The 23,902-nt window shown below is 70.5% G+C and carries 24 protein-coding genes; 18 read left to right on the top strand and 6 right to left on the bottom strand.

Going from position 1 to position 23,902, the window contains the following annotated elements; genetic code table 11:
- Positions 1-101: 101 nt before the first annotated feature.
- From HH310_RS13250 to HH310_RS13200, 11 genes are all read left to right on the top strand, one after another.
- Positions 102-968: a Rossmann-like and DUF2520 domain-containing protein gene (locus HH310_RS13250; protein ID WP_169175813.1), complete on the top strand. Its 867-nt coding sequence runs from the start codon at positions 102-104 to the stop codon at positions 966-968.
- Positions 965-1,795, top strand: coding sequence for a pantoate--beta-alanine ligase (gene panC / locus HH310_RS13245; RefSeq protein WP_169175812.1), 831 nt, complete (start codon positions 965-967; stop codon positions 1,793-1,795). The genes HH310_RS13250 and panC overlap by 4 nt, the downstream gene beginning before the upstream one ends.
- Complete coding sequence (panD, locus tag HH310_RS13240) at positions 1,795-2,217, top strand: aspartate 1-decarboxylase (RefSeq protein ID WP_169175811.1); 423 nt, start codon at positions 1,795-1,797, stop codon at positions 2,215-2,217. Before panC ends, panD begins: the two co-directional genes overlap by 1 nt.
- Before the next feature lie 81 nt (positions 2,218-2,298).
- Positions 2,299-3,204, top strand: coding sequence for a septum formation family protein (locus HH310_RS13235; RefSeq protein ID WP_169175810.1), 906 nt, complete (start codon positions 2,299-2,301; stop codon positions 3,202-3,204).
- A 61-nt stretch (positions 3,205-3,265) separates the two neighbouring features.
- Positions 3,266-4,912 carry an L-aspartate oxidase gene (locus tag HH310_RS13230; protein ID WP_169175809.1) on the top strand — a complete coding sequence of 549 codons (1,647 nt, stop codon included), beginning with the start codon at positions 3,266-3,268 and terminating at the stop codon, positions 4,910-4,912.
- A gap of 37 nt (positions 4,913-4,949) precedes the next feature.
- Positions 4,950-5,807, top strand: coding sequence for a carboxylating nicotinate-nucleotide diphosphorylase (nadC, locus tag HH310_RS13225; protein WP_169175808.1), 858 nt, complete (start codon positions 4,950-4,952; stop codon positions 5,805-5,807).
- 58 nt (positions 5,808-5,865) lie between these two features.
- Positions 5,866-6,624, top strand: coding sequence for a type III pantothenate kinase (locus HH310_RS13220; protein ID WP_169175807.1), 759 nt, complete (start codon positions 5,866-5,868; stop codon positions 6,622-6,624).
- Positions 6,625-6,680: 56 nt separating this feature from the next.
- Complete coding sequence (lysS, locus tag HH310_RS13215) at positions 6,681-8,189, top strand: lysine--tRNA ligase (protein ID WP_169175806.1); 1,509 nt, start codon at positions 6,681-6,683, stop codon at positions 8,187-8,189.
- 94 nt (positions 8,190-8,283) lie between these two features.
- On the top strand, positions 8,284-8,640 hold the full coding sequence (locus HH310_RS13210) for an Lsr2 family protein (RefSeq protein ID WP_169175805.1): 357 nt from the start codon (positions 8,284-8,286) through the stop codon (positions 8,638-8,640).
- Positions 8,641-9,020: 380 nt separating this feature from the next.
- Positions 9,021-11,543 carry an ATP-dependent Clp protease ATP-binding subunit gene (locus HH310_RS13205; RefSeq protein WP_169175804.1) on the top strand — a complete coding sequence of 841 codons (2,523 nt, stop codon included), beginning with the start codon at positions 9,021-9,023 and terminating at the stop codon, positions 11,541-11,543.
- Positions 11,544-11,691: 148 nt separating this feature from the next.
- Entirely contained in the window at positions 11,692-12,081 is a 390-nt protein-coding gene (locus HH310_RS13200) for a GNAT family N-acetyltransferase (protein WP_169175803.1), read from the top strand.
- A 4-nt stretch (positions 12,082-12,085) separates the two neighbouring features.
- On the opposite strand, the gene HH310_RS13195 is transcribed toward HH310_RS13200, so the two are convergent.
- Positions 12,086-12,982: an A/G-specific adenine glycosylase gene (locus tag HH310_RS13195; protein WP_169175802.1), complete on the bottom strand. Its 897-nt coding sequence runs from the start codon at positions 12,980-12,982 to the stop codon at positions 12,086-12,088.
- A gap of 20 nt (positions 12,983-13,002) precedes the next feature.
- On the opposite strand from HH310_RS13195, the gene HH310_RS13190 reads away from it, so the two are divergent.
- The 3 genes from HH310_RS13190 (at position 13,003) to HH310_RS13180 (ending at position 14,881) form a co-directional block, all read left to right on the top strand.
- The gene (locus HH310_RS13190; RefSeq protein WP_169175801.1) at positions 13,003-13,506 is read left to right on the top strand and encodes an ACT domain-containing protein; all 504 of its coding nucleotides are present in this window, start codon (positions 13,003-13,005) and stop codon (positions 13,504-13,506) included.
- Positions 13,503-14,036 (top strand): peptide deformylase, encoded by a 534-nt coding sequence (gene def / locus HH310_RS13185; RefSeq protein ID WP_169175800.1) that lies wholly within the window; start codon positions 13,503-13,505, stop codon positions 14,034-14,036. The genes HH310_RS13190 and def overlap by 4 nt, the downstream gene beginning before the upstream one ends.
- 143 nt (positions 14,037-14,179) lie before the next feature.
- Complete coding sequence (locus tag HH310_RS13180; protein WP_312034027.1) at positions 14,180-14,881, top strand: adhesin; 702 nt, start codon at positions 14,180-14,182, stop codon at positions 14,879-14,881.
- A gap of 18 nt (positions 14,882-14,899) precedes the next feature.
- Here HH310_RS13180 and disA read toward each other — a convergent pair whose 3' ends face one another.
- From disA to HH310_RS13160, 4 genes are all read right to left on the bottom strand, one after another.
- On the bottom strand, positions 14,900-16,102 hold the full coding sequence (gene disA / locus HH310_RS13175; protein ID WP_169175798.1) for a DNA integrity scanning diadenylate cyclase DisA: 1,203 nt from the start codon (positions 16,100-16,102) through the stop codon (positions 14,900-14,902).
- Between the two features lie 73 nt (positions 16,103-16,175).
- Positions 16,176-17,597, bottom strand: a complete 1,422-nt coding sequence (gene radA / locus HH310_RS13170) for a DNA repair protein RadA (RefSeq protein ID WP_169175797.1) — start codon at positions 17,595-17,597, stop codon at positions 16,176-16,178.
- 36 nt (positions 17,598-17,633) lie between these two features.
- Positions 17,634-18,302 (bottom strand): hypothetical protein, encoded by a 669-nt coding sequence (locus tag HH310_RS13165; RefSeq protein ID WP_169175796.1) that lies wholly within the window; start codon positions 18,300-18,302, stop codon positions 17,634-17,636.
- Positions 18,303-18,384: 82 nt separating this feature from the next.
- A complete protein-coding gene (locus HH310_RS13160; protein WP_211192069.1) occupies positions 18,385-19,212 on the bottom strand; it encodes a UbiA family prenyltransferase in 828 nt (275 codons plus the stop codon).
- Positions 19,213-19,259: 47 nt separating this feature from the next.
- On the opposite strand from HH310_RS13160, the gene HH310_RS13155 reads away from it, so the two are divergent.
- From HH310_RS13155 to HH310_RS13140, 4 genes are read left to right on the top strand one after another with little or no spacing between them, the layout of a single operon-like run.
- On the top strand, positions 19,260-19,985 hold the full coding sequence (locus HH310_RS13155) for a methyltransferase domain-containing protein (RefSeq protein ID WP_169175795.1): 726 nt from the start codon (positions 19,260-19,262) through the stop codon (positions 19,983-19,985).
- Positions 19,982-21,136 carry an acyl-CoA dehydrogenase family protein gene (locus tag HH310_RS13150; RefSeq protein ID WP_169175794.1) on the top strand — a complete coding sequence of 385 codons (1,155 nt, stop codon included), beginning with the start codon at positions 19,982-19,984 and terminating at the stop codon, positions 21,134-21,136. Before HH310_RS13155 ends, HH310_RS13150 begins: the two co-directional genes overlap by 4 nt.
- A gap of 38 nt (positions 21,137-21,174) precedes the next feature.
- The gene (locus tag HH310_RS13145; RefSeq protein ID WP_169175793.1) at positions 21,175-22,227 is read left to right on the top strand and encodes a type III polyketide synthase; all 1,053 of its coding nucleotides are present in this window, start codon (positions 21,175-21,177) and stop codon (positions 22,225-22,227) included.
- Positions 22,227-22,685, top strand: coding sequence for a DUF6023 family protein (locus HH310_RS13140; protein WP_248293962.1), 459 nt, complete (start codon positions 22,227-22,229; stop codon positions 22,683-22,685). The genes HH310_RS13145 and HH310_RS13140 overlap by 1 nt, the downstream gene beginning before the upstream one ends.
- A gap of 157 nt (positions 22,686-22,842) precedes the next feature.
- Here the strand turns inward: HH310_RS13140 and HH310_RS13135 are convergent, their stop codons facing one another.
- The gene (locus HH310_RS13135) at positions 22,843-23,604 is read right to left on the bottom strand and encodes a hypothetical protein (protein ID WP_169175791.1); all 762 of its coding nucleotides are present in this window, start codon (positions 23,602-23,604) and stop codon (positions 22,843-22,845) included.
- Positions 23,605-23,902: the final 298 nt, after the last annotated feature.

Below are 23,902 nucleotides of genomic sequence, written 5' to 3'. Positions count from 1 at the left end.
CCTCTTGCGTGGTGCAGTTCTTCACAGTGCTTGTCACACATGCGTTACCACCGCGCATACTCGACGCGACCGGTACCCCATCTCGAGGACTGGATCTTTAGATGAACACTGTGCGCTCTCTGAGCGTCGGCGTCGTCGGCGCCGGACGGGTCGGCGCCGTACTGGGCGCCGCGCTGACCGCCGCGGGCCACCGCGTCGTCGCCGCGGCCGCCGTTTCCGCGGCCTCCCGTGAGCGGGCCGCTCGACTGATGCCGCAGGCCGCCGTCCTGCCCGCCGACGAGGTCGCCCGGGCCGCGGACGACCTGCTTCTGCTCGCCGTTCCGGACGACGCGCTCGGCGCCGTCGTGTCCGGCCTGGCCACCACCGGAGCGTTACACCCCGGCTTGATCGTGGCACACACTTCCGGCGCGCACGGCCTCGCGATCCTCGGCGACGTGCGGGGCATGGCCCTGCATCCCGCGATGACCTTCACCGGCTCGGACGGCGATCTCGACCGGCTCGCCGGCATCGCGTGGGGAGTGACCACCGAGGACCGCGGATTCGCCACCCGGCTGGTCGCCGACCTCGGCGGCGTTCCGGAGTGGATCGCCGAGGACGCCCGGCCGGTCTACCATGCCGCTCTCGCGCACGGCGCGAACCACCTCGTCACGCTCGTCAACGAGGCCGCCGACGTGTTGCGCGCGGCCGGCGTCGAGCGGCCCGAGCGAGTGCTCGCCCCACTGCTGCGTGCCGCGCTGGACAACGCGCTCCGGCTCGGGGACGCGGCGCTGACCGGTCCGGTGTCCCGGGGCGACGCGGGCACCGTCGCGAAGCATCTGGATCGGCTTCCCGGCGAGGCCGTACCGGCGTACCTGGCAATGGCCCGGCGGACCGCGGACCGCGCCATCGCCTCCGGGCGCCTGCGCCCCGCCGACGCCGCGTCGCTTTTGGACGTGCTGGCCCGGGTGGCGGTCGGGAGCACCTCGTGACCGACCTGATCCACACGCGCCGGGAGCTCGCCGCCGCGACCGCCGCCGTGCCCGAGGTCGCCGTCGTGATGACGATGGGCGCGCTGCACGAGGGTCATCGGCAGCTCATGCGCGCGGCTCGCGAGCGGTCCGCCTTCGTGGTCGTCACGATCTTCGTGAACCCGCTGCAGTTCGGCCCGTCCGAGGACTTCGAGAAGTACCCGCGCACGCTGGAGGCCGACCTCGAGGCCTGCCGGGACGAGGGCGTCAGCGTGGTGTTCGCGCCGAGCCGCGACGAGGTCTACCCGGGCGGCCCGCCGCAGATCACCATGAACGCCGGCCCGCTCGGCGACATCCTGGAAGGCGCCAGCCGTCCCGGCCACTTCGCCGGCATGCTGACCGTCGTCGAGAAGCTGCTGCTGCTCACGCGCGCCGACGTGGCGTACTTCGGGGAGAAGGATTTCCAGCAGCTCGCGCTGATCCGCCGGATGGTCCAGGACCTCGAACTGGACGTGGAGATCGCCGGGGTGCCGACCGTGCGCGAGCCGGACGGCCTGGCGCTGTCCAGCCGCAACCGGTACCTGTCCGCCGACGAGCGGAGGTCCGCGGCGGCGCTGTCCCGCGCCCTGCGCGAGGGGGCGGCCCAGGGCGACGCCGAGGCGGCGCTGGCCGTCGCCCAGAAGATCCTCGATGACGAGCCCGGCGTACGCCTCGACTACCTGGCCCTGACCGGCCCCGATCTCGGCCCGGTCCCCGAGTCCGGCCCGGCCCGCCTGCTGGTCGCCGCCCGGGTCGGTTCGACTCGCCTGATCGACAACGTTCCGCTGCAGCTCACGAAGGGTCGCTGATGCTCCGCACCATGCTCAAGTCCAAGATCCACCGAGCCACCGTGACGCAGGCGGACCTGCATTACGTCGGCTCGGTCACGGTGGACCTGGACCTGATGGAGGCGGCCGACCTGCTGCCCGGCGAGCAGGTGGCGATCGTCGACGTGACCAACGGCGCCCGCCTGGAGACGTACGTGATCGCGGGCGAGCGGGGCAGCGGCGTGCTCGGCATCAACGGCGCCGCCGCCCACCTGGTGCACCCCGGCGACCTGGTCATCCTCATCTCGTACGGGCAGATGGACGACGCCCAGGCCCGGTCCTACGAGCCGCGGATCGTGCACGTCGACGCCACCAACGCGATCATCGAGCTGGGCTCCGACCCGGCCGCCGCGCCCGCAGGCATGGCCGGTGCGCTGGTACGGGGTGATCTCAAGCTGGTCTGATTCCGCAAACGCCGCCCATCCGGTCGGTCATCACCATATGATCGACAAACCGGACATAGGCGACGCTGCGAGAGGACGGGCATGCGAGGGATCCGGGTCGGCATCCCGGCCGCGCTGGCACTCGTGCTGGCGGTCGCGGGCTGCGCCAATCCCGGCGGCGTCGACGGCGACCTCACCAACCAGTGGGCCCCGATGGCGTCCGCGACCGGCTTCGAGCCGAACGGCGGGACCTGCCACATCTCCAGCTTCGACCCGGTCGGCGCCCGCGGGGCGTATGAGGAGATCGGCTGCGAGATCCAGCACCGCACCGAGACCGTCTACGTCGGCCAGTACGAGGCACCCGCCGCGGAGGCCGACGAGCCACCCGCCGCGGACTCGGCCGGTGCGCGCGAGGCGTACCGGGTCTGCGACAACAAGACGACCGCGTATGTGGGCGGGCCGTGGCGTACGGGACGGCTCTGGATCGGGGTTGTGCATCCCACGCCGGCGGCCTGGACCGGCGGCTCCCGCTGGTACCGCTGCGAGGTGATCGAGCTCAGCTCGGTGGAGGACGACGGCACCCTGGTGCAGCGCGCCGGCAGCCTCAAGAACGCGCTCGCCAGCACCGGCGCTCTCACCCTCGGCTGCTACGCCGTACGGCAGGACAGCTCCGGCGCGATCGCCTCGATGCCCGCGGTGGCCTGCGACGCCGAGCACAACGCCGAGTTCGCCGGCCTCTGGAACGCCAAGAACCTCGCCTACCCGAAACGCGACGCCGCCTGGCGGCCGTTCCACAACGGCTGCCGCGAGGTGGTCTCCGGCTACGCCAAGGTGCCCGACGACAAGGATCTTCAATATCGGACCGGTGTCGTCTCGCTGCCCGGCAGCGAGGACGTCTGGGGGCTCGGCGACCACAGCGTGCGCTGCTACCTGTGGGTGGACGGTGCCGAACTGACCGGCACACTCAAGGGCAAGGGCACCAAAAGCCTGCCTATCCAGTACAAGTAAGAACGACCACTGAGGGCACCCCCGCGACGCGTCGGCACGCCCGGCGATGTCTACTGAACGGATGCCTTCCGTCGCCGACCTACCCGAGCTGCCCCGCCGGCTCGCCGCGGCCGCACCGGGCTGGAGCGAGACCACCGACGTGCTCGTCGTCGGCTCCGGTGTCGCCGGTCTGACCGCCGCCCTGCACCTGCGCGAGCAGGGCCTGCACGTCACCGTCGTCACCAAGGTGAACATCGACGACGGCTCGACCCGGTGGGCCCAGGGCGGCATCGCCGCGGTGCTCGACCCGCTGGACACCCCGGCGGCGCACGCCAACGACACCGAGATCGCCGGTGTCGGCCTGTGCGACCCGGCGGCGGTGCGGGTGCTGGTCGAGGAGGGCCCGGCCCGCGTGCGCGAGCTGATGCGGATGGGCGCCGCGTTCGACCGCAACCCGGACGGCTCGCTGATGCTGACCCGCGAGGGCGGCCACCGCGCCGACCGGATCGTGCACGCCGGCGGCGACGCGACCGGCGCCGAGGTGCAGCGCGCCCTGCACGACGCGGTCCACCGCGACCCGTGGATCCGGCTGGTCGAGCACGCGCTCGTGCTCGACCTGCTGCGCGCCGCTGACGGCCGCGCCTGCGGTCTCACCCTGCACGTGCTCGGCGAGGGCTCGGAGGACGGCGTCGGGGCGATCCTGGCCCGCGCGGTGGTGCTCGCCACCGGCGGCATGGGCCAGATCTACTCGTCCACCACCAACCCGTCGGTCTCCACCGGCGACGGCGTGGCGCTCGCGCTGCGGGCCGGCGCCACCGTGACCGACGTGGAGTTCGTCCAGTTCCACCCGACCTCGTTCGTCACCGCGAGCGTCACCTCGGTGCAGCGGCCGCTGATCTCCGAGGCGCTCCGCGGCGAGGGCGCCCACCTGGTCGACGAGTCCGGCAAGCGGTTCATGGTCGGCCAGCACGAGCTCGCCGAGCTGGCCCCGCGCGACGTGGTGGCCAAGGGCATCCACCGGGTGCTGCGCGCGACCGGCGCCGACCACGTCTACCTCGACGCCCGGCACCTGGGCGGCGAGTTTCTCGAACACCGGTTCCCGACCATCGTGGCGTCCACCCGCGCGGCCGGCGTCGACCCGGTCACCGATCTGATCCCGGTCGCGCCCGCGGCGCATTACGCCTCCGGCGGCGTCCGCACCGACCTGGCCGGTCGCACGAGCATTCCCGGCCTGTACGCGTGTGGCGAGGTCGCCTGCACCGGAGTGCACGGCGCCAACCGGCTGGCCAGCAACTCCCTGCTGGAGGGGTTGGTCTTCGCGAAACGGATCGCCGACGACATCGCCCGCGAGCTGCCCCCGCAGGCCGACCCGGTCGCCCCGGCCGGCGACCGCGGCTGGGTGGTGCCCGCCGAGATCCGCGCCGACCTGCAGCGCTCCATGACCCGGGGGGCCGGCGTGCTGCGCTCGGCCGATTCGCTGGCGGCCACCGCCAAGGAGCTGACCCGGCTGGGCGAGCAGCGGGCCACGCCGCGCAACGCGGCCTGGGAGGCGACCAACCTGCTCACCGTGGCGAGCGCCCTGGTCGCCTCGGCACGCACCCGGCGCGAGACCCGCGGCTGTCACTGGCGCGAGGACTACCCGGTCGCCGAGGACGAGTGGCGCGGCCACCTGCTCAACAGCATCGACGCGCGCGGCGCGATCACCCAGAACTTCGAGGAGATGGCATGACCGAGCGGCACCTCGGCACGGCCCGCGAGGTGCGGCCGTGACCGACTCCGGATTAGATCTCGCCGAGGTCGAGCGGGTCGTCTACACCGCTCTCGCCGAGGACCTCGGTGACCCGCCGCGCGACGTCACCAGCGAAGCCACCATCCCGGGCGGGCAGACGGACACCGCCGAGCTCGTGGCGCGCGCCGACGGCGTGGTCGCCGGTCTACCGGTGGCCGCCCAGGTGTTCGCGGTCACCTCCGGCGGCACCACCACCTTCGACCAGCGGGTGGCCGAGGGTGACCGGGTCCGTCGCGGCGACGTCCTCGCGGTCGTGACCGGGCCCACCCGGTCGCTGCTGACGGCCGAGCGGACCGCGCTGAACCTGCTCTGCCGGATGTCCGGGGTGGCCACCCACACGCGCCGGTGGGCCGACGCCCTTGAGGGGACAAAAGCGACAGTGCTCGACACCCGCAAGACCACCCCGGGGCTACGCGCCCTGGAGAAGTACGCGGTCCGGGCCGGCGGCGGCACCAACAAGCGCATGGGCCTGTACGACGTCGCGATGATCAAGGACAATCACAAGCTCGCCGCGGGCAGCATCACCGCGGCATATGCGCTGGTCCGAGCCAAGTTCCCGGACGTGCCCGTCCAGGTCGAGATCACCACGCTGGACGAGGCGCGAGAGGCGGTGGCGGCCGGGGCGACCTTCCTGCTCTGCGACAACATGCGGCCCGCCGCGCTGCGCGAGGTCGTCGAGGCGGTCGGCGACCGGACCGAGCTGGAGGCGACCGGCAACCTCACCCTGGAGACGGTGGCCGAGTACGCGGCGACCGGCGTCGACTACCTCTCCGTCGGCGGGCTGACCCATTCGTCCCCGATCCTCGACATCGCGATGGATCTCCGTCCGCACTGACCGTGGCGCACCTGTAACGATTGAGGGGTACGCGCGTACGAGATGAGGGGTTGCTGCCGTGCTGCTTTGTATTGATATCGGGAACACGAACACGGTGCTGGCGACCTTCGACGGGGACAAGCTGGTGCACAACTGGCGGATCAAGACGGACTCGCGGGCGACCGCCGACGAGCTCGGTCTGATGTTCCGCGGGCTGCTCGCCGGTGACAACGTGGAGATCACCGGGGTGGCCGCCTGCTCGACCGTGCCGGCCGCCCTGCGCAGCCTGCGGTCGATGCTGGCCCGCTACTACAGCGACCTGCCGCACGTGATCGTCGAACCGGGCGTGAAGACCGGTGTCCAGCTGGCCATCGACAACCCCAAGGAGGTGGGCTCCGACCGGGTCGTCAACACGCTCGCGGCGCACGCCCTCTACGGCGGGCCGTCGATCGTGGTGGACTTCGGCACGACGACGAACTTCGACGTGATCAGCGCCAAGGGCGAGTTCCTCGGCGGCGCGTTCGCACCGGGCATCGAGATCTCGTTCGACGCGCTCGCCGCCCGGGCCGCCCAGTTGCGCAAGGTGGAGCCGACGAAGCCACGCTCGGTGATCGGCAAGAACACCGTGGAGTGCCTGCAGTCCGGCATGTATTTCGGTTTCGCCGGCCAGGTGGACCGCATCGTGGAGCGGATGATCGAGGAGATCGGGCCGGTCTCGGCGGTCATCGCCACGGGTGGACTGGCCGGTCTGGTGGTCGACGAATGCCACACGATCACCGCGCACGAGCCGATGATCACGCTGATCGGCCTGCGGATGGTATATGAGCGGAACGTCTGACTCCCCCTTAGTACGCTTTGCCACAGCCGTTGACCCGAATCACAGAGAGTCGTGACGTGACCGAGCAGAATGTGCCCGCACCCGATCCCGCCGAGGACCTTCCCGAGCAGATGCGGGTCCGCCGGTCGAAGCGGGATCGCCTGCTTGCCGAGGGCCGCGAGCCCTACCCGGTGACCGTTGCGCGGAGCGCGTCGCTCAAGGAGATCCGGGAGAAGTACGCGTCGCTGCCGACCGACACTCCGTCGGGCGACACGGTGTCCACCGGCGGCCGGGTGATCTTCATTCGAAACGGTGGAAAGCTGGCCTTCGCCACGCTGCGCGACGGCGACGGCACCGAGCTGCAGGCCATGTTGTCCCTGGACAAGGTCGGCGAGCAGGCCCTGAGTGACTGGAAGCACCTGGTTGACCTGGGCGACATCGTCTCGGTGAGCGGCGAGGTGATCACCAGCAAGCGGGGTGAATTGTCGGTGCTCGCCGATTCCTGGTCGATGAGTGCCAAGGCGCTGCGCCCGCTGCCGGTCGCGCACAAGCCGCTTTCCGAGGAGACCCGGGTCCGTCAGCGATACGTCGATCTGATCGTCCGGCCGCAGGCCCGGGACACGGTGCGTACCCGGGCAACGGTGGTGCGCGCACTTCGCGAGTCGCTGTTCCACCGCAATTTCCTCGAGGTGGAAACACCAATGCTTCAGTTGCTGCACGGTGGCGCGGCGGCCCGTCCGTTTGTGACGCACAGCAACGCACTCGACACGGATCTTTATCTGCGGATCGCGCCGGAACTGTTTTTGAAGCGAGCCGTGGTCGGCGGGATCGACCGCGTCTTCGAGATCAACCGAAACTTCCGTAATGAGGGTATCGACTCGACGCACTCCCCGGAGTTTGCGATGCTCGAGGCGTACCAGGCATACGCCGACTACAACGTGATGCAGCAACAGGTGCGTGAGTGGATTCAGGAGGCCGCGTTCGCCGTCGCCGGATCACACATCGTGACGCACTACGACGGTACCGAGTTGGATCTCTCCGGTGAGTGGCCGTCGGTCACGCTGTTCGGTTCCCTCTCGGCCGCTCTCGGCGAAGAAGTCACGGTGGACACCGATCGCACTCAGTTGGCGCGGTACGCGGAAAAGCACGACCTTTCCGTGGACCCGAAGTGGGGTCCCGGGAAGCTGGCCGAGGAGCTGTTCGAGCACCTGGTCCAGCACACCTTGCAGACGCCCACTTTTGTGCGGGATTATCCCGAAGAGACCGCGCCGCTGACCCGGGCGCATCGGGAAACTCCGGGCCTCACCGAGAAGTGGGACCTGTACGTCATGGGCATCGAACTCGCAACCGCTTATTCCGAGTTGGTCGATCCGGTGGTGCAGCGGGAACGGCTGGTCGCGCAGTCGTTGCTGGCGGCCGGCGGGGATCCCGAGGCGATGCAGCTCGACGAGGATTTCCTGCGCGCCATGGAGTACGGAATGCCACCGTCCGGCGGGATGGGAATGGGAATCGACCGGCTGTTGATGGCGCTCACCGGCCTCGGCATTCGGGAAACGATCCTCTTCCCGTTGGTACGCCCTGAGTAACGTTATCCCCCCGCCATTGACGGACGACGCGGCTCTGGCGTTATTGTCTGTGCGTTGCTCTGGGGAAAACCTGTGTTCGGGAGGATAGCGGCGCGTGGCCAAGCAGATCATTCACAAGCTCGTCGATGACATCGACGGGGGTGACGCGGACGAGACGGTGAAGTTCGCGCTCGACGGCATTCAGTACGAGATCGACCTGTCGGAGAAGAACGCCGCCAAATTGCGGGACCTCTTCGGCCAGTATGTCGAGGCGGGGTCGCGGGTCGCCCGTGGCGGCGTCGTGGTCGGCGGCCGGGCCGCCCGCGGTCGCGGCGGCGCGACGGCCGACCGGGAGCAGAACAAGGCGATCCGGGAGTGGGCGAAGAAGGCCGGCAAGGACATCTCCGACCGGGGCCGTATCCCGCAGGAGATCGTGGACGAGTTCCACGCGAAGGGTCCGGGCCGCAGCTGAGTCCCGGGCGCGCGCCGGGCGCACCGTAACGCTGAGCAGGGGGTTCGTTGCCGAGAGGCAGCGGACCCCCGTGCTTTTCGCCTGATCTTCGGTCCGGGTCAGTAGAGTTATCCACAGATGTGGACAAGGTTGTCCACAGCCTGTGGACCGCGCTCAGATGGTCCGGCTCGGCGATTTCGCTGTCCGCGTACTCCTTCGGGTGGGGGAACAGCCGTTGAGCGTGCGAAGTTGGCTTAATCAACGTTGCGGACGGTTTCCGGGGACCACGAGCCCCCAGCGGAGCCACCCGGCGGCGATAGAGTTACAGCACGGGTATCACCGATTCCCGTGCGCTGGCCCCGCCAGTCGATTGGCGCACGGCACGTGAGGAGCACGAGGGCATGTTCGAGCGGTTCACCGACCGAGCGCGACGGGTTGTCGTCCTGGCCCAAGAAGAGGCCCGGATGCTCAACCACAACTACATCGGGACCGAGCACATCCTGCTGGGCCTGATCCACGAGGGTGAGGGCGTCGCCGCCAAGGCTCTGGAGAGCCTCGGCATCTCCCTGGAGGGAGTGCGGCAGCAGGTTGAGGAGATCATCGGTCAGGGCCAGCAGGCGCCGAGCGGGCACATCCCGTTCACGCCGCGTGCCAAGAAGGTGCTGGAGCTCTCGCTCCGCGAGGCCCTTCAGCTCGGCCACAACTACATCGGTACCGAGCACATCCTGCTCGGCCTGATCCGTGAGGGTGAGGGCGTCGCCGCCCAGGTGCTGGTCAAGCTCGGCGCCGACCTCAACCGGGTCCGCCAGCAGGTCATCCAGCTGCTCTCCGGTTACCAGGGCAAGGAGCCGGCCGCGGCCGGCGCGGCCACCGGGGAAGCGGCTCCGTCGACGTCATTGGTCCTCGACCAGTTCGGCCGCAACCTGACGCAGGCCGCCAGAGAGGGCAAGCTCGACCCGGTCATCGGGCGCGAGAAGGAAATCGAGCGGGTCATGCAGGTCTTGTCCCGCCGCACCAAGAACAATCCGGTTCTGATCGGTGAGCCGGGCGTCGGCAAGACCGCGGTCGTCGAGGGGCTGTCCCAGTCCATCGTCAAGGGCGAGGTGCCCGAGACGCTGAAGGACAAGCAGCTCTACACGCTCGACCTCGGAGCGCTGGTCGCCGGTTCCCGCTACCGCGGTGACTTCGAGGAGCGCCTGAAGAAGGTCCTCAAGGAGATCCGCACCCGCGGCGACATCATCCTGTTCATCGACGAGATCCACACCCTGGTGGGTGCGGGTGCCGCCGAGGGCGCGATCGACGCCGCTTCGATCTTGAAGCCGATGCTGGCCCGCGGTGAGCTGCAGACCATCGGTGCGACGACCCTCGACGAGTACCGCAAGCACCTGGAGAAGGACGCCGCGCTCGAGCGCCGCTTCCAGCCCATCCAGGTCGGCGAGCCGTCGCTGGCGCACACCATCGAGATCCTCAAGGGTCTCCGCGACCGGTATGAGGCGCACCACCGGATCAGCATCACCGACGCCGCCCTGGTGGCCGCCGCGACGCTGGCCGACCGGTACATCTCCGACCGCTTCCTGCCGGACAAGGCGATCGACCTGATCGACGAGGCCGGCGCCCGGATGCGCATCCGCCGGATGACCGCGCCGCCAGACCTGCGTGACTTCGACGAGCGCATCGCCCAGGTGCGGCGCGACAAGGAGTCCGCGATCGACGCGCAGGACTTCGAGCGGGCCGCCCAGCTGCGCGACAAGGAGAAGCAGCTGCTGGGCCAGAAGGCGCAGCGGGAGAAGGAGTGGAAGGCCGGCGACCTGGACGTGGTGTCCGAGGTTGACGACGAGCAGATCGCCGAGGTCCTGGGCAACTGGACCGGCATCCCGGTGTACAAGCTCACCGAGGAGGAGACCTCCCGGCTGCTCCGCATGGAGGATGAGCTGCACAAGCGGGTCATCGGCCAGGAGGACGCCGTGCAGGCGGTCTCGAAGGCGATCCGGCGCACCCGGGCCGGCCTGAAGGACCCGAAGCGCCCGTCCGGCTCGTTCATCTTCGCCGGCCCCTCGGGTGTCGGTAAGACCGAGCTGTCCAAGGCGCTTGCCGAGTTCCTGTTCGGCTCCGAGGACGCGCTGATCCAGCTCGACATGTCCGAGTTCCACGACCGTTACACGGTGTCCCGCCTCGTCGGTGCCCCTCCCGGCTACGTGGGCTACGACGAGGGCGGCCAGCTCACCGAGAAGGTGCGCCGCAAGCCGTTCTCGGTGGTCCTGTTCGACGAGATCGAGAAGGCCCACCCGGACGTCTTCAACACGCTGCTGCAGATCCTGGAGGACGGCCGCCTCACCGACGGTCAGGGCCGGATCGTGGACTTCAAGAACACGGTCATCATCCTGACCACCAACCTCGGCACGCGTGACGTGGCCAAGGCGGTGTCGCTGGGCTTCCAGGCCTCGGAGGCCGAGGAGAGCAGCTACGAGCGGATGAAGATCAAGGTCAACGACGAGCTGAAGCAGCACTTCCGCCCCGAGTTCCTCAACCGTATCGACGACACGATCGTCTTCCACCAGCTCCGCCAGAACGAGATCCTCGCGATCGTCGACATCTTCACCTCGCGTATCGAGAGCCAGCTCAAGAACAAGGACATGGGTCTCGAGCTGACCGACAACGCGAAGAAGTACCTGGCGAACAAGGGCTTCGACCCGGTGCTGGGCGCCCGGCCGCTGCGCCGGACCATCCAGCGCGATCTCGAGGACGCCCTGTCCGAGCAGATCCTGTTCAACGAGCTGCGTCCCGGCCAGATCGTGGTCGTGGACTGCGAGGGCGACCCGGAGAACATCGAGAAGTCCAAGCTGGTCTTCCGCGGTGCCGACCGAGGTGTCTCGGTCCCGGACGCGGTGCCGGCCGACCTCGGTGCTGCTACCAGCGAGGAGTAAGTCGCTGCGAAACGGCCCGGCACCCCGGAAGGGGGCCGGGCCGTTTCCTGTCCGTGGCTGCGGCGATCTATGGTTTGGGCGTGTCCGCGAGCCGCCCCGCCCTGCTGTGCCGCTCGGACGATCTGCACGTGGCGGAGACCGATCGTCTGTGGGTCGTGACCAGCCGCGCACCCGGCATCTGGTCGCCGGCCTGACGGTGCACACTTCCAACGGGGTCAGCGAGATCGGCGGCGCCGTCCATCGCGACTATCGCGCACAGGGCTACGGCCACGAGACGTTGACCATGGTGTCCCGTCTGGTACACCGGCACTTCGGCATCGAACGTCTGGTGGCCGGGTGCGACGTCGCCAACACGGCGAGCCGGCGTTGGCTGACCAAGGCCGGATTTGTCCGGGCGGCCGGGTCGCCCACCCACACCTTCGCGAATGGACGAGTGATTCAGGCGATGTGGTGGGAGCACGTCGACCCGGACCGGGAGCTGCGGTGCCGCCGCCCTCGACCCCGCCCGCAACGGCGGCGGCTCTTCGGCCGCAACTAGCGGATCAGAGCGGCTGAGCCGGGTCGCGAGGCGCATCGCCGGCCAGCACGAAATCCTCCGCGCCGAGCGGCTCGACCAGGCCGTCCTCGACCAGCCCGGCCAACGCCCGCGCCCGCTGCACCTCGTCGTTCCACACCATGTCCAGGCGCTGCCGGGGCACCGGGCCGGTCGCGTGCCGCAGCACCTCCAGCAGCAGCCCGCGCACCTGGCGGTCGGTGCCCGCATACCGCTGCGGCTTGCGGCTCGGCCCGTCCAGCGCCGGCGAGCCGCTGAGCCGCCACGCGCACACCGCCTCGAACGGGCAATCCACGCAGCGCGGCGACCGGGCCGTGCAGACGATCGCGCCCAGCTCCATGAAGGCGATGCTGGCCCGGGCCGCGCGTTCCGCGGACGCGGGCAACAGGTCGGCCATCGCGGTCAGGTCGGCGGCCGTCGTGTTCGGCCCCGCGTCCGGCTTGCCCTCCACGGCCCGCGACACCACCCGGCGCACGTTTGTGTCCACCACCGGGTGACGCTGCCCGTACGCGAAGGTCGCCACCGCCCGCCCGGTGTAGGTGCCCACGCCGGGCAGCGCCAGCAACTGGTCGAGATCGTCCGGCACCCGGCCGTCGTGGCGCTCCACGATCGCCACCGCGCAGGCGTGCAACCGCATCGCGCGCCGCGGGTACCCGAGGCGGCCCCACATGCGGATCGCCTCGGACGGCGGATCGGCGGCCAGGTCGGCGGGCCGGGGCCAGCGCGCCATCCAGGACCGCCAGGCGGGCTCGACGCGTACGACCGGGGTCTGCTGCAGCATGACCTCACTGACCAGCACCCCCCAGGCGCTCGTTTCCGGCGTCCGCCAGGGGAGATCGCGAGCATTTTCGGCGTACCACGCAATTGCGGCGTCAGCGAGAGTCATAGCCCGTTTACTGTAAGCGGGTGCATGAGCTCGCCATCACCGTCATCGGCCCGGACCGCACGGGCATCGTCGCCGACGTGGCCGAAGCGCTCGCCGCCGTGGGCGCCAACCTCACCGACTCGACGATGACCCGCCTGCGTGGCCACTTCACCATGACCCTGATCTGCACGGGTCCGACCGCGGAGGAGGCGACGGCCGCCCTCGCCCCGCTCAAGGACGTGGTCACCGAGGTCCGCGTCGTGGAACCGGAGGCGGACGCGCGCGACGCCGGCGAGCCGTACGTGGTGAGTGTCCACGGTGCCGACCGGCTCGGCATCGTCGCGGCGGTGACCCGGGTGGTGGCGGCCGAGGGCGGCAACATCACCGACCTGAGCACCCGCCTGACCGGTGACCTCTACCTGCTCATCGCCGAGGTGGACCTCCCGCCCGCCAACGCCGACGAACTGGCCGAGCAGCTCGCGGTCGCGGCCGCCGAGCTCGGTGTCGAGGTCGCGTTGCGCCGCGCCGATTCGGAGATCCTGTGACGACTCCGGCGTGGTCGGGCCCCGAGGGCCAGGTGCGTAAGGTCGTGTCAGCGCCGGCCCGCGTCCTCAGCACGGTGGGCGACGAGGTCGATCCGACCGACCCCGAGGTCGTACGCCTCGCCGCCGATCTCGTGGCCACGATGCGTGTCTCGCCGGGCTGCGTCGGCCTGGCCGCCCCGCAGGTCGGTGTCGGTGTCCAGGTCTTCGCCGTCGACGTGCGGCAGCACCCGAAGACGGTCACCACGCACGGCACTGTCGTGCTCTGCAACGCGAAGATCATCGAGGCGTCGAGGTGGAAGGCGGGCCGCGAGGGCTGCATGTCGGTGCCCGACCTGACCGGCGACGTCAAGCGGGCCGGTCGCGTCGTGGTCCAGGCGATGCTGCCCGGCAGCGGCGAACCGGTCAGCGTCACGACCGACGCGTTCGAGGCGCGGGCGCTGCAGCACGAGATCGACCACTGTGAAGGAAAACTATTCCTCGATCGGGTCGCCGGAGCGCACGCGATCTACCAGCGCAAGGTCTATCTGTAAGCGAGCCTCTGTCGCGTACTCGGCGCGTCGCGACGCTTGCCGCACCCCGGCGGGTTTACCGTGAGCCCATCATGCGAACGACGGTTGGTCCCCTTCCCTCCGCCGTGTACTGGCGGCGTCGTGCGGTCGTACTAGGTGCGCTCGTGCTCGTCATCATCGTGCTCTTCGTGCAGTGCTCCGGCGGCGGTGACGACAAGAAGCAGGGCAAGGGCGCCGGCTCGACGACGTCGCAGGCCCCGTCGGCACCCGCGTCGCAGCCGCAGTCGCCCGAGCCGACACCGTCGTTCCTCGGCAACACGGGCAACGGTGGCGGGCCTTCGCTGCCCGCTCCCGGTGACATCCAGTCACAGCAGCCCGGCGACGGCAGCGGCAGCGACACCGGTAACTCCGGTTCGACGCTGCCCACGCTCGGCAGCGGCGGCGAGGACACCAACGTGGGCGCGCCCAGCGGCAGCACGTGCGCCGACTCGGAGATCGCGCTCACGCCGAAGGCCGCGAAGGCCACGCTCGCCCGCGGCGACACCCTCGCGATCACCCTGACGATCAAGAACAAGGGCGCCCGTACGTGTTCACGCGACGTCGGCGCCGGCCCCCAGGAGCTCTACATCGACATGGGGGCCCGAAAGTACTGGTCGTCGGACACCTGCAACCCGGACAAGAGCAGCGACGTACGCCAGCTCCACTCGGGCGAAACGCTCACCTACAACCGCACGTGGAACGGCCGCCAGTCGAGCGACTGCAGCGCCGGCAACTCGTCCGGCCCGACGCCGCCGCCCGGTCAATACCAGCTGCACGCCCGGCTCGGCACCCTGATCAGCAACCCGGTCGCGCTGACCATCCAATAGTCCTCAGTGGTGCGTCGGCTAGACGTACCGCTCGAGGATCGACGCCTCGGCAAGGCGCGACAGCCCTTCCCGTACGCCTCGGGCCCGCGCATCGCCGACGCCGTCCACCGCCTGCAGATCCTCCACGGTCGCGCCCAGCAACCGCTGGAGGCTGCCGAAGTGGTCGACCAGACGGTCCACGACCGGCGTGGGCAGGCGCGGCACCTTGGCCAGCAACCGGAACCCGCGCGGCGACACGGCCGCGTCCAGTGCGTCCGAGACGCCCTGATATCCGATCGCCTTCGCCACCGCGACCAGGTCGATCATCTCGGTGGCGCTGAGCAGGTCGAGCTCGACCAGACCCTCGTCCAGCGTGCGCGCCCGGCGGCTGGTCGGCAGGTAGTCGCGGATCACCAGCGTGCGGTCCGCGTCGACGCCGGCCATCAGCTCGTCGAGCTGCAGGGCCAGCAGGCGGCCGTCGGTGCCGAGCTCCACCACGTACCCGGAGATCTCGTCGGCGATCCGGCGCACCATCTCGAGGCGCTGCACCACGGCGACCGCGTCGCGCACGGTCACCAGATCTTCGATCTCCAGCGCGGACAGGGTGCCGGACACCTCGTCCAGCCGCAGCTTGTAGCGCTCCAGCGTGGCCAGCGCCTGATTGGCCCGGGAAAGGATCGCGGCCGAGTCGTCCAGGACGTGGCGCTGACCGTTCACATACAGCCCGATGATGCGCATCGACTGGCTCACCGAGATCACCGGGAAGCCGGACTGCTTGGCCACCCGCTCGGCGGTGCGGTGCCGGGTGCCGGACTCCTCGGACGGGATGGACGGGTCGGGCATCAGGTGCACCGCCGCGCGCACGATCCGGGTGCCGTCGCTGGAGAGCACGACCGCACCGTCCATCTTGCACAGCTCGCGCAGGCGCGTGGCGGAGAACTCGACATCGAGCGGGAAGCCGCCGGTGCAGATGCTCTCGACCACCGAGTCATAGCCCAGCACGATCAACGCGCCCGTGCGGCCGCGCAGGATGCGCTCCAGGCCGTCGCGCAGGGCGGTGCCGGGCGCCATCAGCGCGAGATTGGCGCGCAGCGGATCGCCGCTCACGCCGCCCCCGGTGAGGCCGGGACCGCCGCCGGTAAGGCCGGGGCTCGTCGGAGTGGTCGGTCGCGCCGCACCGTTGACACCGGGTTTCGGCGCCGGGGTCGAGGCAGGCTTGGATCCATCGCGGTCGAGCGGCACCTTTGCATTCTACGAACTGTCAGCCACGGCAACGACCCGCGGTTCAAGGAAAGCTCCGTAGCGTCATGCAAAGTCACTCTGCGTTACTCTGTGCCGAAGCCCGCGCCGCCGACTGCAGCGCCGCGCGCAGGTCACTGACCTCGGTCACCTGCATCCCCTTCAGGCCCGACGAACTGTCCGGTGCGCAGCCGGGTGGCACCAGCGCCACCCGGAACCCGAGCCGCGCCGCCTCCGCGAGCCGCCGGCCCACCGCGCCGACCCGCCGGATCTCGCCGGTGAGACCGACCTCGCCGATCGCCACCAGATGCGGTGCCATCGCGAGATCGAGACCGCCGGACGCAACCGCCAGCGCCATCGCCAGGTCGGCGGACGGCTCGGTCAGCCGGATGCCGCCGACCGTGGCCGCGAAGACCTCGCGGTTGTAGAGCTTCAGCTGCTTGGTGCGGCGTTCCAGCACGGCCAGCACCATCGCCAGGCGGGCGCTGTCGAGCCCGGACACCGTACGCCTCGGCGAGCCCTGCACCTCGGCCCCGATCAGCGCCTGCACCTCGGTGACCAGAGCGCGCCGCCCCTCCATCGCGACCGTGACACACGTGCCCGGCACGGGCTCCGAATATCGCGTCAGGAACAGCCCGGACGGGTCGGGCAGGCTCGCGATACCCCCCTCGTGCATCTCGAAGCACCCCACCTCGTCGGCCGCTCCATACCGGTTCTTCACCCCGCGCACCAGCCGCAGCGACGAGTGCTTGTCGCCCTCGAAGTGCAGCACCACGTCGACCAGATGTTCGAGCACGCGGGGGCCGGCGACCTGCCCGTCCTTGGTCACGTGACCCACCAGGACCGTGGCGATGCCCCGCTCCTTCGCCACGCCGACCAGCGCCGCGGTGACCGCCCGCACCTGCGTCACGCCGCCTGGCACGCCCTCGGTGCCCGGCGCCGAGATGGTCTGCACCGAGTCGAGCACGAGCAGGCCCGGCTTGACCGCGTCGAGATGACCGAGAACGGCACCCAGATCGCTTTCCGACGCCAGATAGAGCCGGTCGTGCAGCGCGCCCAGTCGCTCCGCGCGCAACCGCACCTGACTCACCGATTCCTCGCCACTGACCACGAGGGACGGTGAGCCGGCACCGGCCGCCCACTGCTGGGCCACGTCGAGTAGCAGTGTGGACTTGCCCACACCCGGCTCACCGGCGAGCAGCACCACCGCGCCGGGCACCAATCCGCCGCCCAGCACGCGGTCGAGCTCGCCGACGTTCGTCGGCACCGCCTTGGCCGGCGCGGCGCTGATCGTGGCGATCGGGCGGGCCGGCTCGGCCGGCATGCGTGAGCTGACCACCCGGCCGGCCCCCAGCGGGGTCGACACCGTGGACTCGATGACCGAGCCCCACTCGCCGCACTCCGGGCAGCGGCCGAGCCATTTCGGCGGCTGGTGCCCGCAGGCGTCGCAGATGTAGGTGGGTCGGGCGGCCTTGGCGGCCGTGCGGGACGTCGTCACCCCGACAAGTTAGCCGGGCCGTACGACATTTCCGCGTTAGTTGCCGCCCTCTTCGCTTTCGTCCGCGGCACCCGAGGCGCGCGGCGCCGGCGACAGCGGGATCGCGACCGGGGCGAGCAGCTGCAGCGGCTGGCTGGTCGCGCTGGACTCGACGGTCAACGCGAGCGCGGAGCCGTTGGCGAGGTCACCGCTGAGGCCGACCGCCCGCAGTTCCTGCGGGTCGCCCGGCATGAAGCTCTCGGCGCTGTGCGGCTCGATGGTGAAGCGGGCCGGCGCCAGCTCCGGCGCGGCCGCGGACTCGGACGGCGAGGGCTCCGAGGCGGACGGCGACGGCTCGGAAGCGGCGGCCGAGGGCGCGGCACCGCCGCTCACGCCGATCTGCTGCGCGCTCACCACGCTCTCGCCCGCACCCTGCTGGGGCGTGCTGCTGATCAGCACGGTGATCGTCGACTCGGTCTGGTTGAACAGCGACACCTCGATCGGTGCCGTGTCGCCGGCCTTGTAACCGTCGGTGTTGTTGTAGACCACCTGAAGGTTGCGAATCAGCAGGCTACCGTCGGGGCTTGTGGTGTTCACCCCGGAGACCGCCGGCTGCAGGATGGCGGTCTCGGCGACCTGTCCTGCCGAGCAGCCGGCCAGCCCGATCACGGCGACGGTGGCGACACCCGCGGCCATTGCGACGCGGCGGGTTCCCAGCGAGCGCATCACGATCCTCCAAGAAGTGACACCAAAGGCGTAAGGCTCAGCCTAGAGGTCCGCGATCCGGCTCGTGCGGCGACCTCCCCATTCACACCACGCGTCCGCTGGTGATGAGGAGCACCACGTCGATCAGGGCGACGATGATGACGGCCCGGAACATGGCGACTCGCCGCCCACGGGACCGCCGCGCGGCGTACCACCCGAGCGGCAGGATCACCACGGAGGCCGCAGCGGCCGCCCAGGCCGCCGCCGACGGCCGCCCGGGGGGTCCGAAGACCAGCGTGAGCGTCGCGGCGAGCAGCAGCAGCGCGGCGGCGATCGAGGAACCGGTGGCGCCGAGCATGTGCGGCAGCCCGCGCACCCCGGTCGCCGCGTCGTCGTCGAGGTCGGGCAGCACGTTCGCGAAGTGCGCCCCGCCGCCCAGCAGCGCGCCCGCCGCGACCAGCCAGGCCGGCGGTGCCGGATGCCCGGGCAGCGACACCACCACGAAGGCCGGCAACAGCCCGAAGGTCACCAGGTACGGCACGATCGAGAGCGGCGTCGACTTCAGCGGCCAGTCGTAGAGCAGCGCGAAGATGCCGGCAATGGTGATCAGCACGGTCGGCCAGAGGCCGAACGGAAGACCGAGGACCGGCACGGCGAGGCTGGCGATCAGTCCGGCGATTCCGACCGTACGCCGGGACACCGCCCCCTCCGCGACAGGTTTGTCCCGCCGGCCGGCCCGCCGGTCCCGTTCCGCGTCCAGCCAGTCGTTGACCCAGCCGACCGAGAGCTGGGTGGCACCCACCGCGAGGAAGATCCCGAGGATCGACCAGCCGCGATGACCCACACCGATGCCGAGCAGGGTCATCGCGATGGTGACCGCGCCACCGGGCTCCGGATGTGACGATCTGAGCAACGCCAGCGCGCGGGACATGATTTGCAGTGTGGTGCTTGTGAGCGTTGCGTGCCAGGCTCGATCACATGCCGTCGCTATCGCGCAACGATCCGCGCCAGTACGACGACCTCGCGGATCAGTGGTGGCGACCGGGCGGTGTCTTCGAGCTGCTGCACTGGCTCGCCGAGGCCCGCGCGCGGCTGATCCCGCCGGCGAGTCGGCCGGGCGCGATCCTGCTGGACGCGGGTGCCGGCGCCGGCCTCCTCGCCCCGCACGTGGCCGGCAAGGGATATGTGCATGTCGGGGTCGATCTGCGGCAATCCGGCTTGAACCTGGCGGCGGCCCGCGGCGTACGCGTGATTCGGGGTGATGTGACCGCGTTACCGCTGGCCTCGGCGAGTGCCGACGTGGTCGCCGCCGGGGAGATCCTCGAGCACGTGACCGACTTACCGGCCACGGTGGCGGAGATCACCCGGGTGCTGAAGCCGGGAGGTCTTGTGGTGCTCGACACGCTGAACGACACCGTGCTCAGCCGCTTTGTGACGATCACCGCGGGCGAGGCGATCGGCGTCGCACCGAAGGGCCTGCACGACGGCGCGCTGTTCGTCGATCCGCGCCGGCTCACCGCCGAGTTCGCCCGTCATGGCGTACGCCTGGAGGTCCGTGGCGCCCGTCCCAGCGCCCCCGGCCTGCTCCGCTGGCTGCTGCTGCACCACCAGCCCAACGGCCGGCCGCTCGGCCGGATCCTGCCCACCCGCTCCACCGCCGTCCTCTACCAGGGCCGGGGTCGTAAAGAAGAGGAGACCGCATGATCGACGAGGCGCGACGGCTGGCCCCGAGGTTCGCGGCCCGCGCGGCAGGCTACGACCGGGACGGCGCCTTCCCCGCCGACGACTTCGACGACCTGCGGGAGTCCGGCTTCTTCGGCCTGATGGCGCCGGCCAAGCTGGGCGGCGCCGGGGCCGGCTTCGCCCAGTACGCCGAGGTCGCCTACGAGCTGGCCCGGGGCAACGGCGCGACCGCGCTGGTCTTCAACATGCACGCCTCGGTCACCGGCGCGCTGGCCGGCGTGACCGACGAGCTGGCGGACGCGCTGGGCCTGCCGCCGGCCGCGATGCAGGCGCGCGACGACTACCTCCGGGCGGCCGCCTCGGGCAGCTGGTACGCGGTGGCGATGAGCGAGCGCGGCGCCGGTTCGCGGCTGTCGCAGCTCACCACGTCGTACGAGCCGATCGACGGCGGCTACCGGATCAAGGGCTCGAAGACGTTCTGCTCCGGCGCCGGGCACGCGACCGCATACCTCGTGGCCGCCCGCAGCATCACCGACCAGTCGCAGGTCTCCCAGTTCCTGGTGCCGGCCGGCGAGGGCGTACGCGTCGAGGAGACCTGGGACGCGCTCGGCATGCGCGCGACCGGCTCGCACGACGTGCACGTCGACGTCACCGTCCCGGCCGGCGCCCTGCTCGGCGGCGTGGAGGGCCTGGCCCTGGTCGTCGCCCAGCTGGCCCCGCAGTGGATGGTGGCCAGCTACGCGGCGGTGTACGTGGGCGTGGCCCGGGCGGCCGTGGACGCGGCGATCGAGCACGTCAACAACCGCAAGCTCGCCCATCTGCCGGCCATCCGCTCCCGGATCGGCCGGGCCGACGCCGCGGTCGCCGCCGCCAAACTCGCGGTTTTGGAGGCCGCGAGGCGGGTAGACGAGGCGCCCGGCGACCCGGAGACGAATCGCTGGGTGTGGCGGGCCAAGCTGCTCGCCGGCACGACCGCGGCGGAGGTCGCGGCCTCGATGCTGGAAGCGGCCGGCACCTCGGCGATGCGCCGCGGCCACCCACTCGAACGGCTTTATCGCGATGCGCGGGCCGGTTCCCTGCAACCGGCCACCAGCGACGTCTGTGCCGACTGGCTCGGCGTCGACGCGCTCGGCGGCGATCCGGACTCGGAGGGTTCGGCGCCCCGCTGGTGAGCAACGCACGACATCGGCGGGGAAATGGGAGGAATTGAGTGAGCGGCAACGCCACCATCAGCGGTCTAGGAATCGCACTGCCACCATCGGCGACCCAGGAAGATCTGTGGAACGGCTTCTTCGCCGACCGCTTCCCGAGCGAGCGGCGGGCGCTCGCCAAGCGGATCTTCGAGCACTCCGGGGTGATCACCCGGCAATCCGTCGTCAGCCCCCTCATCGAGGACGTGTCCGACTGGTCCACCGAACGCCGCATGCTGCGCTACCAGGCGGAGGCGGTGCCGCTCGGTAAGGAGGCGGTCGAGCGGGCGCTGACCGACGCGGGCGTCAAGGCCGGCGACATCGGCCTGTTCGCGGTCTGTTCCTGTACCGGCTACGCGACCCCCGGCCTGGACATCCTGCTCGCCCGCGACCTGGGCATGTCGGCGTCCGTGCAACGGCTGTTCGTGGGGCACATGGGCTGCTACGCGGCGCTGCCCGGACTGGGCACGGTGTCCGACTACGTCGTGGCCCGTGGACGGCCCGCGCTGCTGCTCTGCGCCGAGCTGCCCACCCTGCATCTGCAGCCGCCCGGCATCCGGGCGGATTTCCAGCAGATCGTCTCCCACGCGCTCTTCGCGGACGCGGCCACCGCCGTCGTGGTCACCCCCGGCGACGCTCCCGGGCACGCCGTACGCGAGGTGGCGGCGGTGACCGACGCGACGAAGGCCGACTACATGACGTGGGACGTCACCGATCAGGGCTTCCGGATGGGCCTGTCGCCGCGCGTGCCCGCGGTGTTGTCGGTGCACGTCCGGCCGCTGGTCGACGACCTGCTGGCCCGGCACGGCCTCACGATCGGTGACGTGGACGGCTGGGCCGTGCACCCCGGCGGGCCGAAGATCGTCGATGTGGTGCAGGAGCGGCTCGAACTCGACGACGCGGCGGTTTCCGCGTCACGGGACGTGCTCGCGGCGTACGGGAACTGCTCCTCGGCCACGGTCTTGCTGATCGTCGATGCACTTCGCCGCCGCCCGTCACCGCCGAATCGCATCCTGGTGCTGGCCTTCGGACCGGGGCTCACCCTCTACGCGACGCTGCTCGAGCATTCGTGATGGGTGCGGCGGCGCGTGGCGTCATCCTGTACGTGAGTACGGCTTTGTTACTGGCGCTCGGGGCGGCGTGGTGGGTGCACGCCGCGCCGGGCGACCAGGCCGACAAACGCATCGAGCAGTGGCGGAAGGACGCCTCGACGCTGCTGCCCGACCGCCAGGCCGTGATCGAATCGGACTCGCTGACGTTGGGGGCGTCGACCGAGCAGGAGGTCGTCGCGAGTCCCGGGCCGGGCAATTTCCAGGTGTCGGTGGTGTGCGTCGGCGGGCCGGGGAGCCGGGCGCGGGTGACATTGGGGGAGCTCGGGCTGGACTCGGGTCACGGCATGGACTGCGGCAGCGACCGCGAGCCGGACGCGTTCAGCGTGAGCGTGGTCGACGACCTCCGCATGAACGTCAGCGTGAGCGACAGCGGGCCGGTGGTCTTCCGCTACACGCTCCTGCGCGAGACGCCGGGCTGATTTCGTTTCGCTTGCGTGGCAGCGGCTCTTCAACAAGGGCGCGCGGGTTCCGCTCAGACCCGGGCCGGGCGCGACAGATCGGGCGGCGCCGACGCGCGGACGTGGCCCACGGCCTGCCGACGTGGCCCCCCTGGCCTTGCGGATGTCGCCGGCCGGTCTAAAGGCGCGCTAGGTCGGCTTTGATGCCGTCGACGGTGGCGATTCGCTGCGTTCGCACGATCGTCCCGTGTGCGTCGACCAGCATGACCGACGCGGTGGTATCGCCGGACGGCGGAAGTTTCAGCGCGGCCCGCACCGTGTCGGTCGGATCGTGCAGCATTCGTACGATCTTGCCCTGTGCCTGGGGGGTGGCGCCGGTCGGCGGGGTAGCGGCCGTAGCCGCCGCCGCGGTGGTCGAGATGGTGATGACCGCGACCCGGGGCGGCACCGCCTGGATGGTGTCGGCCACGAGCTTGCTGCACTGGCAGTCGTCGATCAACATGATCACGGCCGGCAGGTCGGCGGCCAGCGACACCGCGTGCCCGTCCGCGCCGAACAGCTCCAGCGCCGGCACCGTCTTCAACGTGTTCTCGGTCGTCCCGCCGGCGCCGGTCGTGCGCGAGGGAGCCGCCTGCCGGGCCGGTCCGGGCCACGCCGACGCGAAAAGGCTGGCCACCGTGATCAGGATGGCCAGCATGACGATCAGGACCGGAGCGCGTACGAGTGTGGTGGCCACCCGGCGCACGATGCGGGGCCCGCGCCGCTGCATGAATCGGCGCCACCGCGTCGGATGCTCGGCCAGGCGCAGCTCGGCGCGAATCGTGCGTACTTCCTCGTCAAGCTCGGACAGATCATCCGGGATGACGATGACGCCCCACTCTTCGGGCAGGTCGGGCAGGTCGTCCGGCGACGATCCGCCGTTGTTGCTCGCACCAGCCATGACTCACCCTCCCCCCTGGCCGACCAGTGGTTCTTCGGTCGGGGACCTAGGTCAAGCCTCTCTTAAGTAGGGCCCGACCGCCAGTAGTGCGCGGTTCCGGACCTTAGCGATAAGCTGGACCTCACAAACGACGTAGGACCGAAATATCCGACTCGTTGCGCAAAGCGGTCACTGTTTCGTCACTTTGCGTTACTGAGGCAGCTCTTCGCGCTTATGTCAAGCGGGAGAAAGGCCTGTCACAGGGCCTCTGAGCTGCACTAACGGTCACCGGCAGGGTGGGACATCGTTGCCTGAGCGT

Source organism: Actinoplanes sp. TBRC 11911 (genome assembly GCF_012933445.1).
GTDB lineage: Bacteria > Actinomycetota > Actinomycetes > Mycobacteriales > Micromonosporaceae > Actinoplanes.
This window is presented reverse-complemented; position numbering and strand designations above follow the sequence as displayed.